Source organism: Streptomyces sp. SCSIO 30461 (assembly GCF_037023745.1).
Taxonomy (GTDB): domain Bacteria; phylum Actinomycetota; class Actinomycetes; order Streptomycetales; family Streptomycetaceae; genus Streptomyces.
Map to the genome: position 1 here is coordinate 6793648 of NZ_CP146101.1, position 17417 is coordinate 6811064.

Genomic DNA, 17417 nt, shown 5'->3' on the forward strand with positions numbered 1-17417 from the left:
TCACCCCGGCGGGATGGCATTCGGCCACCACTCCGCCCGTCGTGGCCGTGCCCAACCTCCCACGCCCAGCCAATGGCCCCCGGGGACGTGGCCACACATTCGCGGTCTCCTTCTGCCTTTCCCCCCACACACCGCACGCCTACTGTCAGCCTCACCAGTACGCAGCGGAGGGACAATGAAGGACAGGAAGGCGCAAGTCGCGGCGCTTCTGGCGCTCGGCGCCCGCACGCAGCCGGCCCTACGCGGCTGGGTCCCGTTCGGCGACCTCCCATCTGAGTATCACCAGGCCCTGGGGGCCGCAGTCGACAAAAGGCTGGCGGAGTTCGCCGATCGGGATACCCGCGCCGAACTCTCGGCCCTCGCCGGCCACCCGGTCCCTGAGGCGGCCCGACTGACCACACAGGGCCACGACGCCGTCGCCTACATCAAGGCAAGCTCCGCACTCCCCTCCCCCGAGGAACCGTCGGACGAGGGCCTCAGGTTGATCCAGTTGCGCCCGTCGGAAATGGATGTCGTACGGGTGTATGTGAGCATCGCTCCGCAACTCCACGTGCCGCCCGCCGACGGCCTCGCCGAAAAGGTGCGCACCGCCGCCTTCGACAAGACCGCCAACCGATGGACGCTGCGGCTGACCTCGGAACAGGTCGAATCGGTCGCCTACGCCTTCTACCTGCACGCCTGCAGCGTGTCCGTAGGAGAAGCAAACCGCTTCGCCCGCACCTACAACATCAGCATGCGCGTGGACAGCACCACGGGGGAGATACGGCCAACACCGCTGTGAGACCCGGCAGCAGACCGCCATGATCGGTGAACTCCCGCCCAAAGCAGTCCCCCTGTAACGGCCGTTCGTACCCAGCCCAGGAACCGCCGATTCCTGCAACCGACTACCTGCGTCCTGCGGGGGCTGCCGACTCCGCGCCCAACCAGCCGGGCTACGTCCACCCGCGATCCCAGGGCTGCGGTTGGGACGATCCTTCGGTCGGCGCCTCCTTGCGGCGGGCACACGTGAACGCCCCGGCTGCGCCTCGTCCGGGTGGCTTCCGCCGTACCGGCGCGGCCCAGGCGGCTGCTCTGCAAGATAGATCCGCGCACCTCGCGACCGAATCGTAGGACGGATGACAGATGTCCACTGCGACAGACGGGCCTTTCCGTGCTTACATCACGAAGGCTGAATTCTCCGTCGACCTTCCCTGCGACGCCCTTCGGGAGGACCTGTGGGATCCGGTCCCGGAGGGCGCCCCTACTCGCTAGCGTAGAAGCGCGATGGAGGGAGATCAGGCTGATGGCGACGCTGGTAGTGGGGTTTCGGCTGGGCAATGACACGACCAGCCGGCAAGTTACGGTGCTGGTGACCGAGTCTGGTGTCCTGCACCGTGCCCAAGGTATCTACGGGAAGCTCCCGCGGTTGTCCCGACCGGAGCCCTCGGTTGCGCTCAGCCGAAACTCCTTATTCAAAGGCGAGAATCCTCTGGCCAGCCCCATTGCCGCCCTGCGCGAGCGCCACACCGACTACACGAAGAAGGGCTACTCCCGCGCCCTCATCCCACCGGCCGTCGTTCGCCTCGACCTGGAAGAGCTCCCGCCCTTTCCCGCGATCCCCCATCGTAAGCTGATGCAGGCTTTCATCGGGGCGGCCCCAAACACGCCGCAGCCGCTCGACGTCGCCATCAGGGACTTCCGCGCTGCCCTCGGCTTGCCCACACGGCCCGCGAACGTCTCATGGAAACCCCGTAGACAGCCGATCCCGCCGCGTGTCGAGGCGATGATGCGTACCCTCGCCCACGGCTCTCCCATCAGCTCCCCGCCACGTCGGCCGGTCGGCTGGACCGTCACGGGCGAGGGGGTAAGGCTGCACGTCGGAAGGACAGGCGAGACCCTCGACCGGCAAGCGGTGATCGAACTGCAGGCGGCACTCAGCGCGTGGCTGCGCTTTACAGGGAAGTCGGAGGCGGCTGCCGATTGAACGGCAGGCCGCTGCCTGGTCAAGACCGTCCAGGTGGGGCGAGCTGTCCGTACACCTGGAGACCAGCATTCTGACTTCGACTCCCGCACCCGCGGTTACACAAAGCTCAAGGACCTCCTGGCCACCACCCTGTTCGAGGTGGACCGCAGGACTCCCGGCGGCGGAAAGACGACCGTCATCTACGCCCGCGACAAACGCAACACCAGCGACGGCCCCCTCCCAGGGCTGATGCCGGCACTGCGGCAAGCCGGTCACCGGGCTCATCGCGAACCAGGGGCTCCAGAACCGCTTGGGCCACGGATCGTCCAGTTGTCCTGCGCGTACCTGGCCCACCTGCGAGCACTGCTCGCGCTCACGCGAGGTCACCGACCCAACAGGAGGAAGGTCGACGACGGATGAAGTGCCCCGGCCCGATGGCACCACTCACGCCATCCACGAGTCCCAGACCCTGGCCCCTGAACACGTCCCCCAGCCCGGGCTGCCTCGTACGGGTGGATTCCCTCCCCGCAGTCACAGCCCAGGCGGTTGCCCTGCAAGATTGATCCGCGACCTCGCACCCGAATCGTAGGACGGACGACAGATGGCCACTGCGGCAGACGGGCCTTTCGCTGCTTACACCGCGGCAGCCGAACACTTCACCGACCTTCCCTTCGGCGGGCTCGATGAATACCTGCGTCCGTTCGACGCCGGGCTGCTGATGGCGGCCGGCCGGATGCTGGCCGTCTGCGCCTACCGCGACGCCGCCCACTACACGGACCGCCCCTTCGCCCGGGGCGAGAAGGACGCCGCCGCCACGGTGCTGAACCTGCTGCCCCCCGCGTGCGACGACCAGGGCCACGCCTTCCGCCGGGAGGTGGCGCGCGCCTTCGGGGACCTGGCCGAGGACCTCGCGGCCGGGCGTGCGCCGCTGCCGCGCTGCCAGGCCGAGACCTGGGCCCTGAAGACCATGCTGGACGCGGCGCCCCGGGTGTGTGCCGCCGACGACGAGGAACTGACCGCGCTCGGCGTCCCCGTTCCCCCGGGCACGGACGGGAACTCCTACTGGCAACCCTGCTTCGATGACGAACCCTGGGCGTTCGTCATCGAGGACGCGAAATACACGATCGCCGAGGCTCAGCCATCCGCTTCTGCCCAGGAGACGGTGGCAGGAGCCGAGGGACCTGGGCCGGTTCCGGAGCCGGAAGACGGCTGGGACGCCCCCGCGTACTGGTTCTCCCCCTACGCCATCACCCGCCCCCGGGACCCTGGGCGGGGCCACCCGGACTGGGCCGACCCCGCCGGCCGCAGCTCGCTGCCGCTGGGGTGGCCGAGTGTCGAGCGGGCCGTTGGCCTGCTCGGCTTGGGCGACGACTTCGACCCCTGGCAAGCGGCACAGAGCGACGTACTGCGCCCCCGGGTGGCGATGGTCGCGGACATCCTCACCCCGCTGGCGGCCAGGCTGCTGACGGTGGCCGCCGACAGTGTCGCCGACAGCGGCCGGCACGACCTGCTCGCCCACGGCGACCGGGTCTTCGCCCGCCCCGACGACGAGGACGCGGTGTGGGAGTTGGAGGACTCCTTCCTGTACCGGCTCCCGCCGCTGTGCGACGGCCAGTCCGCCGCCTGGCGCCTGGCCATGGTCCGCGCGGTGGAGAACCTGGCCGATGACCTGCGCGGCGGACGGGCCCCGCTGCCCACCTGCACCGCCGAGGAACTCGCCTTCCACCTGATCCTCGCCGAAGCCGAAATGGTCCTGGACCAGCTCGACGACGCCGAGTACGCCCACGACGTGGGCCTGCCGACCGGCGACCGGTTCACCGCCCGTCACCGCACCCTCGACCTATGGAGGGAAGCCTTTCTCCAGGATGAAGACGTCCTGCTCCACTACGACGAGGCCCTCGCCCGCGTCGCCGCCGACCCCGACCACCCGGTAAGCCTGCAGGCAGGCACCGGGGACCTGCGCCCCCGCGCCTGGTTCGCGCCCTTCGGCAACATCCGCCCCCGCACCCCACAACCCCTCAGCGATCAGGACCGCGCGATCCTCGCTGGCGCGGACCCCGACGCCTTCTTCGACAGCACCCCCGCACTCACCCAGTTGCACACCGAGCCCGTCGAGCCCGATACGGCCACCGTCCTGCCTGGACAACTCCGGGAAGAGTTCGAGCACTTCACCGGCCTCGCGCAGCGCCGGTTCTTCGACGAGTCCTGTGCCATCGCGATGGCCGTAAGCCTGGAGCGTCTGCTCGCCCGCCTCTTCGACAGCGACGTCGTGGTGCCCTCCCGTATCTGGCCGCTCAACCCCCGCGCCAGCGCCGTCCAAGCCGGACTGCTCCTGGTCGACCACGACTTCTGCCTCCAGGGCTACACCCGTACCTGGCGCCTGCACGCCGACCTCACCGCCCGCGAGGCACGCCAGTGGACCGTCGCCCTCCTCGAAGACTGCGCCAAGTACATCGTCGCGAACCACGGGCACACCGCCATGGACATCCTCCAAGGCAACCCGCCCGCCCCGCCACTCGATGACGACCTCCTCGACGAGCTGCTCGCGCGTCTGCGCGCACTCGCACGCGACCTCACCACCGCCGGCCTGCTGCGCCACCGCACCCACCACCTCGGCATCAGCAGCACCCAACTCGCCGAGGAAGCCATCCTCCCCCACACCCTCATCACCGCCTGGCTCGACGGCGCACCCCCCACACCCACCCAGCTCCTGCGCTGCGCCCCCGCCCTGCAACTGTCCGAAGACGTCCTCCTCGCCACACTCGAAGGCAAACGGGACACCGCCTACTGGCCCCTGCCCGTTCCACCACCGGACCACCAAGGCCGCCCCGAATGATCAGACCCGCAGGGATCCGCCGGATTCCCGTACCTCCACCGCCACAACCCGCCCCGCGACGCACAAACGCTGTGGAAGGCCAGGGCGGTATCACGCCGCCGCGTAGCTGAGCCGGAACAGGTCCTGGGCACGTCCCAGGTCCCGCTCCGTGCGCAGTTGTACCTCCAGATCGCCCGTGCCGTGGTGGCCGAGACCCGTCACATCCCGGGTGAACCCAGGGACGATGTCCACCTTCGCCGGGTCCGCCTTCAGGTAGACCAGCAGTTTGGTCTGCTGGGGCGGCACCACGCAGGCGAAGTTCCGCAGCCGCCGGTAGGCCGCGTACTGCTTGCGCTGCACGCGACTGACGCCGTCCCCAAGGCCGAGAAGCGTCTCCCCGAGGCCCTCAGCCAACTCCTCCATGGCCCCGACCTTGCGCTGGGGCGCCTGCGGCGTACCCGCGCGCCGGCGGCTGCGCCTGCCCGCCTCCGTCTTCCCCGTGACGGAGGCGACGGTCTCAAGTCCGACGTGGTCATCGCCGAAATACCGGTAGCGGACCAGGTCGATACTGCGCCGGTGCTCGCGCACCGCGTGCACGTCGTACCGGGTGAAGTCCCCGGCGACGCAGATCAGCCTGGGCGCGCTCCACAGGACCTGGGCCGCGGCTGGTGCCCCGAGCCGGTCGCGGACCAGAGCGTGGAAGACGCTCCGGTGCCGGGTGAGCCAGGCCAGGTAGTAGAGGCCCTGGTGGATCACGCCGGCATTCGTGCCGCGTTTGTACTCAATGACGACCGGCGCCCCATTTTCGTCGATTCCCAGCGAATCAATGCGTCCGCCGTCGACACAGTCGATGACGTACTCGCTCGCCAGGAACGTGACACCCAGCATCGTCTCCATGTGCGCCTCGATGAGGCCCTGCACGTCCGCCTCGGCCTCCGCGAGACGCGGCGCAACCTCGACCACACCGCCGCCTGCCGTATTGAACAGCTTCAGGTCCGACACCATCCCCTCCATGTTTGGAAGATCGACAACGCCGGAGAAGGCAGGAGTATTTCCGAGAGCATCCCCGGACAGCGAGGGGCGGGATGCACGCCGTACCCCGAACTCGCACGCGGCCAGTCCCAGAAACGGGGCTGATCCCACATACATCCCACAAAATCCATGACGACACGTCAGACCTTTAGAAACATGCAGGTCAAGAGGCATTCGAAGCGAATTCACCAGGCGCCTTCTAAGCGCTTGGCCGCAGGTTCGAGTCCTGCCGGGGGCGCAAATACTCGTTGACCAGCGGAAACGCTGGTCAATTCCAAGTCCGGCCCGATGCGCACCGCGTCCAGGCCAAGCGCCTTTCCGCCGGCCGCGATGGCGGGGGGCGACACGGAACCGAGTAGCGCACCGCCGCCGGCAGCCTGGCAGCACCGCCGGGGACCACTCAGCGCCACCTGCGCGTGACGACACGGGACCGACACCACGGACGCCTCGCCAAGAGGCCGTCCGCGGCCGGTCCGACCTCCGGGGTGCCGCGTCGGATCGGCGGCTGGGCATCGTGCCCGTGGCTCCTTCGGAGAGGGGCGCTTGACCAACGGCAAGGGGTGCAGTCAGCGGACGGGGCCGACGCCCATGCGGCCGAAGCATGGCGGCGCCCACCACCCGACGACACGGCAGAAACGATTCGCCAGGCGCCTGACCGCTACCGACATCGCACTGATCACTCCTCTGTACGGCTGCGCGACGGCGGGACGGCGCGACAGTTCGGCTGTTCGACATCGCCGCCCGATCCGGGCAACGTGACGAACAGACGCAGCCGACCGATGCCAGACAGGCTCGCCGCCGCGGTCGGCGATACAGCGCAGCGGCGACACCCGTGTGGCCGAGCAGGCGGTCAAAGGCGCTCGACGTCCGCACCCCGGCAGCGGTTGCACGCATCGAACACATAGTCGGCGGCGCTCTCGACCAGCGCGTAGTCGAAGGCGTCGTGGTCTGTGGCGATGACCACCGCGTCCGCCGCCGCCAGCCGCTCCTCGGTGAGCTCGACGCACAGGATGTCCACGGGCAGCCGGGACGCCTCGACATGCGGCTCCACCGCCAGGACATGGGCGCCCAGCTGCCGCAGCCCGTCGGCGACGGCGACGGACGGCGACTCCCTGATGTCCCCGGTGTTCCTCTTGTACGCGAGCCCGAGCACCAGCACCTTGCTTCCGTTGACCGGCTTGCGGCGCGCGTTCAGCCCCCTCGCGACCCGCAGCACCACATGGTCGGGCATATGGCTGTTGATGTCGTTCGCCAGCGACACGAAGCGGAAGTCGCGCCGCAGCGCCTGCTTGACCTGCCAGGAGAGATAGGAGGGGTCGATCGGCAGGCAGTGTCCGCCGACCCCGGGTCCCGGCAGGAAGCGCATGAATCCGAAGGGCTTCGTCGACGCGGCGTCGATGACTTCCCAGATGTCGATACCGAGCGGCTTGCAGAACATCGCCAGCTCGTTGACGAGCGCGATGTTCACATGCCGGAAAGTGTTCTCCAGCAACTTGGTGAGTTCGGCGGTACGGGGAGAACTCACCGCGACCGTCCGCTCGACCACGCAGTCGTAGAACTCCGCCACATGGCGCAGCGATTCCTCGTTCACCCCGGAAATCACCTTGGGCGTGTTCTCAAGGCGCCAGGTCCGGTTGCCCGGGTCGATCCGCTCCGGGCTGTATCCGAGATGGAAGTCATCGCCCGCCCGCAACCCGCTGCAGGCCTCCAGAATCGGGAGTACTACATGTTCGGTCGTGCACGGATAAGTTGTGGATTCAAGGATTACCGTGGCGCCCGGCTTCAGATACTCACCAATACCCTGCACCGCACTCTCGACATAGCTGAGATCCGGCGCCCCGTCCTTCAGCGGAGTGGGCACGGTGATGATGCAGACATCGAAATCCGCGGCATCCGCGTAGTCCGTACTCAGGCTGTAGCGACCTGAGTTGAGAGCCCGCAGCAGACGGTCGGAGGTCACGTCCTCGGCGAAGGACTCACCGGATGAGAGCCGCTTGACCCGCAGTTCGTCGACATCGACGCCCACGACACGGTGACCTGCCTCCGCGACGCGCACCGCCAGGGGAAGGCCGACGTACCCCTGCCCGACCACCACTACCCTTTTCACTGGGACTTCAGTTGAGCTCGACATCTTCAAGACCCTCTCCGGTCGGTGTTCGATCTACCGGGGAAGTACCCGACTCGCAATCAACGCGACCCACAATCAACGCCACCAGAATCCCGCCTTCCGGGTGACAGTGATTCAGGCGAACAGCGTCACACGCCCCGGAAAGTCGCTTCACAGACGGACCAATCGCGCATTCATTGCATTACTAGCGCTCCGGCTCGGGCTATCGTTGCCCTGAGCGACCGGGTGCACACACCCCCGGAATATCGTGAACCGCAAACGTGGGGTGACATCTTGACGGAACATCCGGAAAGTCCCAAGTACCTTGTCACCGGAGGAGCCGGATTCATCGGATCCCATCTTGTCGAGGCGCTGCTGAAACAGGGTGCGCGCGTCGTCGTCCTGGACGACCTCAGCACGGGACGCCTGAGGAATCTCACCGTCTCCCGTGAATACGCTCAGCGGCAGGGGGCCCGGGACGGCTTCACCTTCGTGGAGGGTTCCGTGCTCGACGCCCCGCTCGTCGACGAGCTGGTGCGCGACTGCGGAACCGTGGTGCACCTGGCCGCGGCCGTGGGGGTCAGGCTGATCGTGGAGCAACCGCTCAGGTCCTTCCTGGTCAACACCAAGGGCGCGGAGTCGGTCATCGAGTCGGCGAGCCGCCACAACCGCGAGCTCCTGCTCGCGAGCACGTCGGAGATCTACGGCAAGAACTCGTCGGGTCCGCTGAAGGAGACCTCCGATCGGGTCCTCGGCAGCCCGGCCATCCCCCGGTGGTCGTACAGCACGGCCAAGGCGGTGGACGAGATCCTCGCCGAGCTGTACCGCAGGGAGTACGGGCTGCGCGCCACCGTCGTGCGGTTCTTCAACACCGTGGGCCCGCGCCAGAGCCCCGCCTACGGAATGGTCATCCCGCGCTTCGCCCGGCAGGCGGTGCTCGGTGAGCCCCTCAGCGTCTACGGCACCGGAGAGCAGACCCGCTGCTTCCTTCATGTCGCCGACGCGGTCGACGCGCTGCTGCGGCTGCTCGCACTCCCCGGGTCCAGTGGGGAGACCTTCAACATCGGGGGTGAGGAGGAGATCCGTGTCCTGGACCTCGCACGGCGGGTGATCGCCCGTGCCGAGAGTCCCTCGTCCCTACGGCGGCTGACTTACGACGAGGCGTACGGGCCCGAGTTCGAGGACATGGAGCGGCGGGTCCCCGATACCTCGAAGCTCAGGGATCTCACCGGCTGGGCGCCCAGGCGGAGCCTGGACGACATGCTGGGGGACGCGGTGGAGCAGGCCAGGGACGAAGTGCGCCGGCAGGCTCTCGGAGCCGCCGCCGAAGGACGTTCCAACGGGAACACCGAAGGCACCGGGAAGGCCGGGAAGGCCGGGAACGCCGACGGCGCAGGCGACGCCGGGGGTGCGGGCAGCAGCCCCGGCGTACTGGCGGGCCCGTGTCCGGTCTGACTCCATGGCCGGGGTTCCTGTTCGCGAGTCTCGGCGCCTTCCTGGTCGCGGCCCTGCTGACCGAACCCCTGCGGCGGCTGGCACTGCGCCGCGGCTACACCGACCGTCCGAACGCCCGCAAGTCGCATATCCACCCCACGCCCTACCTCGGCGGTGTGGCCGTCGCCTGCGCCACGCTGGCCACCGCGATCACGGCGGTGCTCATCGCCGGGGAGAACACCGGGAAGCCCGGGAGCGCCGACACGGTCACCGTCGGCGTCATCCTGGCCAGCGCCGCGCTCGTGGCCGCCCTGGGACTCGCCGACGACCTGCGTCCGCTCGGCATCGGTGCCCGGTTGGGCGTCGAGGCGGTGGCGGCGCTCGTGGTGGTGCTCTGCTGCGACCATCCCGAGTTCCTGGGCGCGTGGTTCGACGTGCCGTTCGCCGTCGGATGGATCCTGTTCACCACGAACGCGTTCAACCTCCTGGACAACATGGACGGCGTGGTCGCGACGGTGACGACGGTGATCGCGGGTTTCCTGTGCTGTGCGGCGCTCAGCACCGGGCACGCGGCCACGGCCGCGCTCATGGCCGCGCTCACCGGAGCGTGCGCGGGCTTCCTCTTCCACAACTGGCATCCCGCCCGCATCTTCCTCGGTGACGCGGGCTCCCTCTTCGTGGGCTTCCTGGTGTCGTGCACCACCCTGACCCTCCACGAGGACGGCGGTGGTGCGCTGTCCGGATACGCGGCGCTACCGCTCGTCACCCTCGTGGTGAGCGCCGACACGGCCCTGGTGATGGTCGCCAGACGCCGGGCGGGCCGGCCGGTTTTGCAGGGCGGCAAGGACCACATCGCCCACCGGCTGCGCCGACTCGGCCTGACCGTGCGCCAGGTCGCCGTGGTGATCGGTGCCTTCGCCTCGTTGACCTGCCTGATCGCCTTCCTGGTGATGTTCCGTGTGTTCGCGCAGGACATCGCACTGATCGCGGTGGTCGCGGCGACCGCCGTGGCCTGGGGGCTGCTGCTGAGGGTCCCGGTGTACGAACCGAGCTGAGGCGGCCCGCTTCCGGACCGGCCGGGACCAGACCGGACCCAGCCGGCTCCCCAGCCCTGCAGGTCGTCCGGAATAGGAGATTATGCCGGTATCGTGCCATTGGTCAGTCGCTATCAGGCGCAGAAGGGCGGACAGATGTGCGGGGTAGCCGGAATCGCGACCACCGGGACTGCCGATCCGGCAACCGTCCGCGCCATGTGCGGCACCCTCACGCACCGCGGTCCGGACGGTTCGGGCTACCACACCGATGAACACGTGGCCCTCGGCATGCGCCGGCTCGCGATCATCGATGTGACCGGAGGCGATCAGCCCATCGCCAACGAGGACCGCAGCGTGATCGCGGTGTTCAACGGCGAGATCTACAACTTCGGGGACCTCCGCCGCGAACTGCTGGCCCGCGGGCACCGGTTCCGCACCGGCAGTGACGGCGAATGCATCGTGCACCTGTACGAGGAGTGCGGCGAGGCTCTCGTCCACCGGCTGCGTGGCATGTTCGCCTTCGCGCTGTGGGACGTGAAGCGGCGTCGGCTGCTGCTGGCCCGCGACCGCATCGGGAAGAAGCCGCTCTACTACCGGGACACCGGCAGCGCCCTGCTGTTCGCGTCCGAGCTCAAGGCGCTGACGGCCGTGGCCCCGGGCGACCGAGAGGTGGACCCGGTCGCCCTCCACCACTATCTGACCTACCAGTACGTGCCCGCGCCGTGGTCGATCCTCCGAGACGTCCGCAAGCTGCCGCCCGGACATCTACTCAGCTGGCAGGACGGCCGGACGAGCGTGCGGCGCTACTGGCGGCTGGACTTCTCCCCCGCCGACCGCAGGGTCGACGAACACGAGGCCGCCGAGCGCACCCGTGAACTCCTTCTCGAGGCCACCAGGATCCGGATGGTGGCCGAACGCCCCCTGGGCGCGTTCCTGTCCGGGGGCGTCGACTCGTCCGCTGTGGTCGCCGCCATGGCCCGGAGCACCGACCGGCCGGTGAAGACCTTCGCCATCGGCTTCGACGACGCCCGCTACGACGAGCGGGAGCATGCCCGGGTGGTGGCGCGCCGATACGGGACGGACCACCACGAGTTCGTCGTGGACGCCTCCGCGCTGGCCGTCCTACCCACACTGACCTGGCATTTCGACGAGCCGTTCGCCGACTCGTCCGCCATCCCCTCCTTCTACGTGGCCCAGTTGAGCAAGCAGCAGGTCACCGTCGCCCTCAACGGCGACGGCGGCGACGAGTCCTTCGGCGGCTACACCCGCTACGCCCTCATGGCCCGTACATCGCGGCTGCGGGCCCCGGCCATCACCCACCCCGCGCTGCGCCGGCTGGCCGGCCTGCTCCACGACCGCTGTTCGACCCGCGCGCCCCTGCGGAAGGCGGGAACCGCCCTCAGGATGCTGAGCGAGACCCCCCGGCACCGCTACGCCCGGCTGATGTCGTATCTCGGCCCCGAGCAGAAGCACGAGCTCTACACGGACGAGCTACGCCGCGAGCTGTCGGGCGTGGACAGCTACGTCCTCATGGAACAGGCCTTCGCCGCCTCGCGCGCGGGCAGTCTGCCGAACCAGCTGATGGACGTCGACGTGCACACCTATCTGCCGGGCGACTTGCTGGTGAAGGTGGACATCACCACCATGGCCCACTCCCTAGAGGCCCGCTCCCCCTTTCTCGACCACCAGCTGATGGAGTGGGCAGCGCGGCTTCCCGCGTCGCTGAAGGTACGGGGAACCACCACCAAGTACCTCCTCAAGAAGGCGCTGGAGGGCTGGCTGCCCTCCGAGGTGCTGCACCGGCCGAAGCAGGGGTTCGGAGTGCCGCTCGACCACTGGCTCCGTACCGAGCTGAAGGACCTGGCCTGGGACGTCCTGACGGACCGGACGGCGAGGTCGCGCGGGTTCTTCCGGCCGGAGGCCGTACGGGCGCTGCTCGACGAGCACATGGCGGGGGCGAACCACGCACGGGGGTTGTGGGCGCTGATGCAGTTCGAGCTCTGGCACCGGCACTTCGCCGACCCGCCGCTGCCCGGGCCGAGGCCCGCGCCCTGCCCGCTGCCGGGCTTCGCCATCGGAGCGGCCCCGGTCGCCTCGGAGCCGATGCGGCACAGTGGGGACTGAGCGGGAATGCAATCGCGTGCCGCCGTGGTCGTCGGCTGGATGTGCCTGCTGCTCTCCGTGCCCGCCGCGGTGTATCTGACGCTGTTCCACGGCAAGGCGACCGCAGCGGCTGTGGTCGCGACCTGCTTCGGCCTGGTCGTCTGGTCCCGTCCGGATCTGTCCCTGGTGCTGCTGCTTGGGCTGGTTCCCGTGACGGCGGTCTTGGACCCGGCAGGCACGGCGACGGCGGCACTGGTCGCCGGCGGCGTCGCCATCCTGCTGCTCCGCATCCTGCTGCGCGGTCTGAGGCTCCGCTGCGATCTGCTCGCGCTGGCCCTGGTCGTACTGCTCGCCCTCGCGGCCGCCGCAAGCCATCTGCTGCCACCGCTGCCGACCATCGCCGAGGGAGACGGGGCGGGATGCGCGGCACTCGTCATGGGCCTGGCACTCGTCGCGGTCTCGGCCATGGCTCCGGCGGACCCTCGGCGCATCGCGCAGGTCGTCGCCCTGTCGGGGGCCGCGGTCGCCGGGCATCTCCTGGTCCAGGGGGAACAAGCCACCGATCGCCTGATCGGACTCGGCCTCAACCCCAACTACCTCGGCGCCATGCTGGCCCTGCCGCTCGTCGCCACCGCCGGCCTCGCGCGGCTGCAGCGCTCCTGGCTGTGGCTGCTGCCCGCGCTGGTCCTCGCCACCGCGATCACGGAGACACGGTCGCGCGGTGCCTTCCTGATGGTCGCTGCGGGCGTGACCTGCGTGCTGCTCGCCGGGCGCCCGCTGCGCCGCAAGGTGCTCATCGCGGCGGCGGCCTTCGCCGCCGCCCTGCTGCTGCCGGGCACCCTGGACGCGGTCGGGGACATGCTGACCGGGAACCGTCAGTCCGCCGAGCTCTCCGCGAACAACGACGTGCGCGGGCGCGCCGCCTGGGTGGCCGCACGCATGGCGCTCGACCATCCGCTGCGCGGGATCGGATACGGAGCGTTCCCCGACTTCGCCAGGATGTCGCCCGAGTTGGGGATCTACATCAACACCCACAACGACTACCTGAGGCTGGCGGCCGAGTCCGGAGTCTCGGCACTCGTCCTGTTCGCGGCCCTGCTGTGGCTCGCTCTCGCCCGGCGGCACTCCCCCGAGCAGGCGGTTCTCCAGTCGATGGGAGTGGCTGCCGCGGTGGGGCTGCTCTTCGCCAACGCCCTGGCGAGCCTCCTCGTGTCCGTTCCGTTCTGGGTGCTGCTGGGTTGTCTGCTCGCCCAGTCCCGGCGTCGGCAGCCGGCCGTCGCACCCCCTTCCCGTCCCCTCACCGCAAGGAAGACGTAAATGACAGAGATCGCCGCACACACCGAGTCCACGGCGAGCACCGGCACCGCGATGTCCGGAGCAGCGGAATCGGCGGGCTGCGAGACCGAGATCAGTCAGGGCCGGCGCTTCGCCTTCGGCCGCAACTGGCACCAGTTCGGGCATCTGATCGACGAGGAGCGCATCACCTCCGCCAGAAAGTCGCTCGAACATTCGCTCGGTACCGCCGACCTCACCGGCCGCACCTTCCTCGACATCGGTTGCGGCAGCGGGCTGTTCTCCCTCGCGGCGCTGCGTATGGGTGCGCGGGTCCGCTCCTTCGACTACGACCCCGACTCGGTGCGTACGACCGAACGGCTGCGCGCGCAGTTCGCTCCTGACGCCGACGGGACGGACTGGAGCGTGTGCTGCGCGTCCATCCTGGATTCCGGCTTCGTGAAGGAGCAGGCGCAGGCGGACATCGTGTACTCCTGGGGTGTACTGCACCACACGGGTGATCTCTGGAAGGCGATGGACGCCGCGTGCGGACTGGTCGCCCCGGGAGGGACGCTGTACGTGTCGATCTACAACGACCAGGGGTTGGAAAGCCGGGTCTGGACCGAAGTCAAGCGGCGCTACAACCGGTCCGGACCGCTCGCGCGGCGGCTGCTGCTGTCCGGCAGCCTGCTGTACCTGAGCCGGAACCAACCCGCGCGTACGCTCCTGAACCTGGCTCGCGGGCGCGCGCCACTCGGCGGGGCGGCCGTACCCCGCCCCCGCGGCATGTCACGCCGACACGATCTGGTCGACTGGGTGGGGGGCTACCCCTTCGAGGTCGCGACACCGGAGGAGGTCTTCTCGTTCTGCCGGGAGCGTGACTTCGAACTGCGTCATCTGAAGACCTGCCGAGGCGGACTCGGCTGCAACGAGTTCGTGTTCACCCTGGGCTCGGGAGCCGGCGCGGGAGCCTGACCGGACCGCGGCGCGGCGCGCTCGTCAGCCGGCCTGGCCGCCGACACGGAGCCCGCCGCGCCGCCGTCGCAGCGACTTGGTGAGCTGGGCGGCCTCGGCGCCGGTCGGCAGCAGTCGCCACCACGGGACGCCGCTGTCGCGGAGGAAGAGTCCGAACTGCACGCCCATCACGGTCAGATAGGCGACCGTGGAGGCGATCGCACAGCCGACCGCGCCCCAGACGGGAATCAGCAGCAGGTTCAGTCCGGTGTTCACCCCCAGGGCGAGCATCGACGGCACTACGACGGAGCGCGCCGAGCGGAACCGCAGCAGGTAGGTGGACACGGGACGGCCCGCCGACATCAGCAGCACCCCCGGCACCAGCCAGGTGGTGAGTGCGGCCGCCTCCGCGTAGGCGGCCCCGTACACAGGTCTGATCAGGGCGGCGACGGCGACCACCGTGGTCAGCGCGGATGCCGCGCTGAGCAGCGCCATGAGCCGTACGTTCCGCACCACGACGGGAACCGCCCCGCGCTTGTCGTGGTCGAACTGCCTGGGCAGTGTGATCTGCGCGAACACGTCTACGGCGACACGGCTCAGCTCAGCGAGGGTGACCGCGAGGGTGTAGACGCCGACCGCGTGGGGGCCCGCCAGGGCGTTCAGGAGGAACACGTCCGATCGCAGCAGCAGGAAGGTCGCGGTCGAACCGGCGTGCAGCCGCAGCCCCTTGAGACAGGCCAGCCGCGCGAGTCCCATGCGGGGCCTGGCGACACCGACCCCGCCCGTTCCGACCAGCACGGCCAGGGACACCACGGAGGAGGCGGACCACACGATCACGACGGTGTACACCGTGATGTGCCCGGTGGCGCCGAGCGCGACCAGGCACGCGCACTGGACGGCGGCGGCGACCAGCGCGGCCAGCCCCGCCTCGCGGGAGCGGTCGCGCAGCACGGCGATGTTGCTCGCGTACAGCACCCCGACCGCCAGAGGTACGTTCGCGCAGGCGGCGGCCAGCAGCCACAGTCCGGGCAGGTTGCCGTACCCCTGGAAGGCGGCGGCCGCGGCCATCGCCAGCAGCGCGGCGACGGCGCCGACGAGCAACCCCAGCGGAACACTGTTGGCCTCGAGGAGAGGTCGCTTGCTCTTGTCCGACCACAGGGCGGTCTGCGCCTGTTCGACGGACAGGTGCCCGAGTGCCATGGCGGTGGTGCCGAATGTGACGGCCACGTAGTACGTGCCGCGCGCTTCGGGCGGCAGTGCCCTGGCGATGACGACACTGGCGACGACGCCCATGGCGAGGGTGCCCGCACGGGCCGCGATCACCCGGACGAACTGCTGTGCCCCGCTGTCAGCCATGGAGAAGCCGCTGGTACAGCGACAGATACCGGTCGACCATCACGTCTTCGCTGAGGTTGGCCAGGGCCCATTCACGTGCCTGCCGTCCCATCGCGGCGGCCCTGTCGCGGTCTTCCAGCACCGACCGGATGCCGTCGGCCAGCGCGATCGGGTCTGCGGGCGGGACCAGTACCCCACGCCCGTCGTCGAGCAGCTCCGGTGTGCCGCCGACCGCCGTGGCCACCATCGGCCGCCCTGCCGCCATGGCCTCCATGACGGCGTTGCTCAGCCCCTCGTACAGGGACGGCTGCACGACCACATCCGCACGCGCCAGGAATCCGGCACCGTCGGTACGGAAGCCCAGGAAGCGCGCGTCGACCTCCAGACGGGCGGCCTGCTGCTCCAGCACCGCGCGCTCCGGACCGTCCCCGATCAGGACGAGGGTGCACGGCCTGCCCTGGCGCCGCAGCTCGGCACAGGCCGCGAGGAGGTGACGGTGGCCCTTGTGGGTCGCGAGATTGGCGACGCAGAGCACCACGGGCAGCGAGGTGTCCACATCGACGGGCGCGGCGAGTTCGAACTCGCCGGCCGGCATCCCGTTGGGGATCACCGTGAGCTTGTCGGCGGGCAGCCCCTCGTCCTGCCGCACGTCGTCGGCGACCGCCTGCGCGTTGGCGACCACCAGATCGGTCCAGCGCGTCGCGATCCGCTCCAGCGTGAGCGCCACGCGGTGCCCGCGTTTGAAGAACCCGAGACTGCGCCGCCCCGCCACCATCACGGGGACACGCGCGAGCCTGGCAGCGGGCGCCGCCAGCACATAGGCGTGGAGCAGGAAAGCCTGGAGCACCTGCGGCTTCTCCTTCCGCAGGAACACCAGCAGGCGCACGAAGGCGCGGATGTTGCCGAGCAGCGTGGACCCCCGGGTCTGCCGACGCCAGAAGCCCAGCTTCACCAGGGTCACTCCGGAGTCCCGGAGCTCGGCCTCCCGCGGGCCCCCGTCGAACAGGACCAGCAGATGGGTCCGGATGCCCCGCCTGCTCAGTCCGCGAGCGAGGAGCACGAGTTGCTTCTCCGCGCCACCGAGACCGAGCTGTCCGATCAGCAGGCAGACCCGGGTGGGCGACGGAGGCGAGGAGGCGTCACCGGTCGGTGCTGACGGGCCGGATGAGGGTGCGAGCGGTGCGGGTGTCCGGTCCGTCGTCTGCATGGAAGACACCACTCGCTCGCTATTCATGGACATTCACCGCCGGTCATCGCCAACCGCGTTCCGGGAATTCGTACTGTACATGCGACCCGCGGATCCGGACATGAAACGCGCCCTTGGCCAATACACCGGCGCACGCCGCCTACTATCGGCTGCATGTCGACCGCCATGCAGCCAGACGCAGG

At 69.4% G+C, this 17417-nt stretch carries 12 protein-coding genes; 8 read left to right on the plus strand and 4 right to left on the minus strand.

Features of this window, described 5'->3' with window-relative positions:
- Nucleotides 1-175 precede the first annotated feature (175 nt).
- From V1460_RS30535 to V1460_RS30545, 3 genes are all read left to right on the plus strand, one after another.
- Entirely contained in the window at nt 176-781 is a 606-nt protein-coding gene (locus V1460_RS30535; RefSeq protein WP_338676827.1) for a DUF6417 family protein, read from the plus strand.
- A gap of 501 nt (nt 782-1282) precedes the next feature.
- Nucleotides 1283-1963 carry a hypothetical protein gene (locus tag V1460_RS30540; RefSeq protein WP_338676828.1) on the plus strand — a complete coding sequence of 227 codons (681 nt, stop codon included), beginning with the start codon at nt 1283-1285 and terminating at the stop codon, nt 1961-1963.
- Between the two features lie 580 nt (nt 1964-2543).
- Entirely contained in the window at nt 2544-4778 is a 2235-nt protein-coding gene (locus V1460_RS30545) for a hypothetical protein (protein ID WP_338676829.1), read from the plus strand.
- A 90-nt stretch (nt 4779-4868) separates the two neighbouring features.
- Here the strand turns inward: V1460_RS30545 and V1460_RS30550 are convergent, their stop codons facing one another.
- On the minus strand, nt 4869-5759 hold the full coding sequence (locus V1460_RS30550; protein ID WP_338678269.1) for a DUF5655 domain-containing protein: 891 nt from the start codon (nt 5757-5759) through the stop codon (nt 4869-4871).
- A gap of 880 nt (nt 5760-6639) precedes the next feature.
- Nucleotides 6640-7920, minus strand: a complete 1281-nt coding sequence (locus V1460_RS30555; RefSeq protein WP_338676830.1) for a nucleotide sugar dehydrogenase — start codon at nt 7918-7920, stop codon at nt 6640-6642.
- 270 nt (nt 7921-8190) lie between these two features.
- Between V1460_RS30555 and V1460_RS30560 the strand changes: the two genes are divergently transcribed.
- From V1460_RS30560 to V1460_RS30580, 5 genes are all read left to right on the plus strand, one after another.
- On the plus strand, nt 8191-9351 hold the full coding sequence (locus tag V1460_RS30560; protein ID WP_338676831.1) for an NAD-dependent epimerase/dehydratase family protein: 1161 nt from the start codon (nt 8191-8193) through the stop codon (nt 9349-9351).
- Complete coding sequence (locus V1460_RS30565) at nt 9339-10385, plus strand: MraY family glycosyltransferase (protein ID WP_338676832.1); 1047 nt, start codon at nt 9339-9341, stop codon at nt 10383-10385. Before V1460_RS30560 ends, V1460_RS30565 begins: the two co-directional genes overlap by 13 nt.
- Before the next feature lie 93 nt (nt 10386-10478).
- Nucleotides 10479-12488, plus strand: coding sequence for an asparagine synthase (glutamine-hydrolyzing) (gene asnB, locus V1460_RS30570; protein WP_338676833.1), 2010 nt, complete (start codon nt 10479-10481; stop codon nt 12486-12488).
- A gap of 6 nt (nt 12489-12494) precedes the next feature.
- Nucleotides 12495-13784, plus strand: a complete 1290-nt coding sequence (locus tag V1460_RS30575) for an O-antigen ligase family protein (protein ID WP_338676834.1) — start codon at nt 12495-12497, stop codon at nt 13782-13784.
- Nucleotides 13785-14714: a class I SAM-dependent methyltransferase gene (locus V1460_RS30580; protein ID WP_338676835.1), complete on the plus strand. Its 930-nt coding sequence runs from the start codon at nt 13785-13787 to the stop codon at nt 14712-14714.
- 24 nt (nt 14715-14738) lie between these two features.
- On the opposite strand, the gene V1460_RS30585 is transcribed toward V1460_RS30580, so the two are convergent.
- Nucleotides 14739-16049, minus strand: a complete 1311-nt coding sequence (locus tag V1460_RS30585; RefSeq protein WP_338676836.1) for a polysaccharide biosynthesis C-terminal domain-containing protein — start codon at nt 16047-16049, stop codon at nt 14739-14741.
- A complete protein-coding gene (locus V1460_RS30590; RefSeq protein WP_338676837.1) occupies nt 16042-17235 on the minus strand; it encodes a glycosyltransferase in 1194 nt (397 codons plus the stop codon). The genes V1460_RS30585 and V1460_RS30590 overlap by 8 nt, the downstream gene beginning before the upstream one ends.
- Nucleotides 17236-17417: the final 182 nt, after the last annotated feature.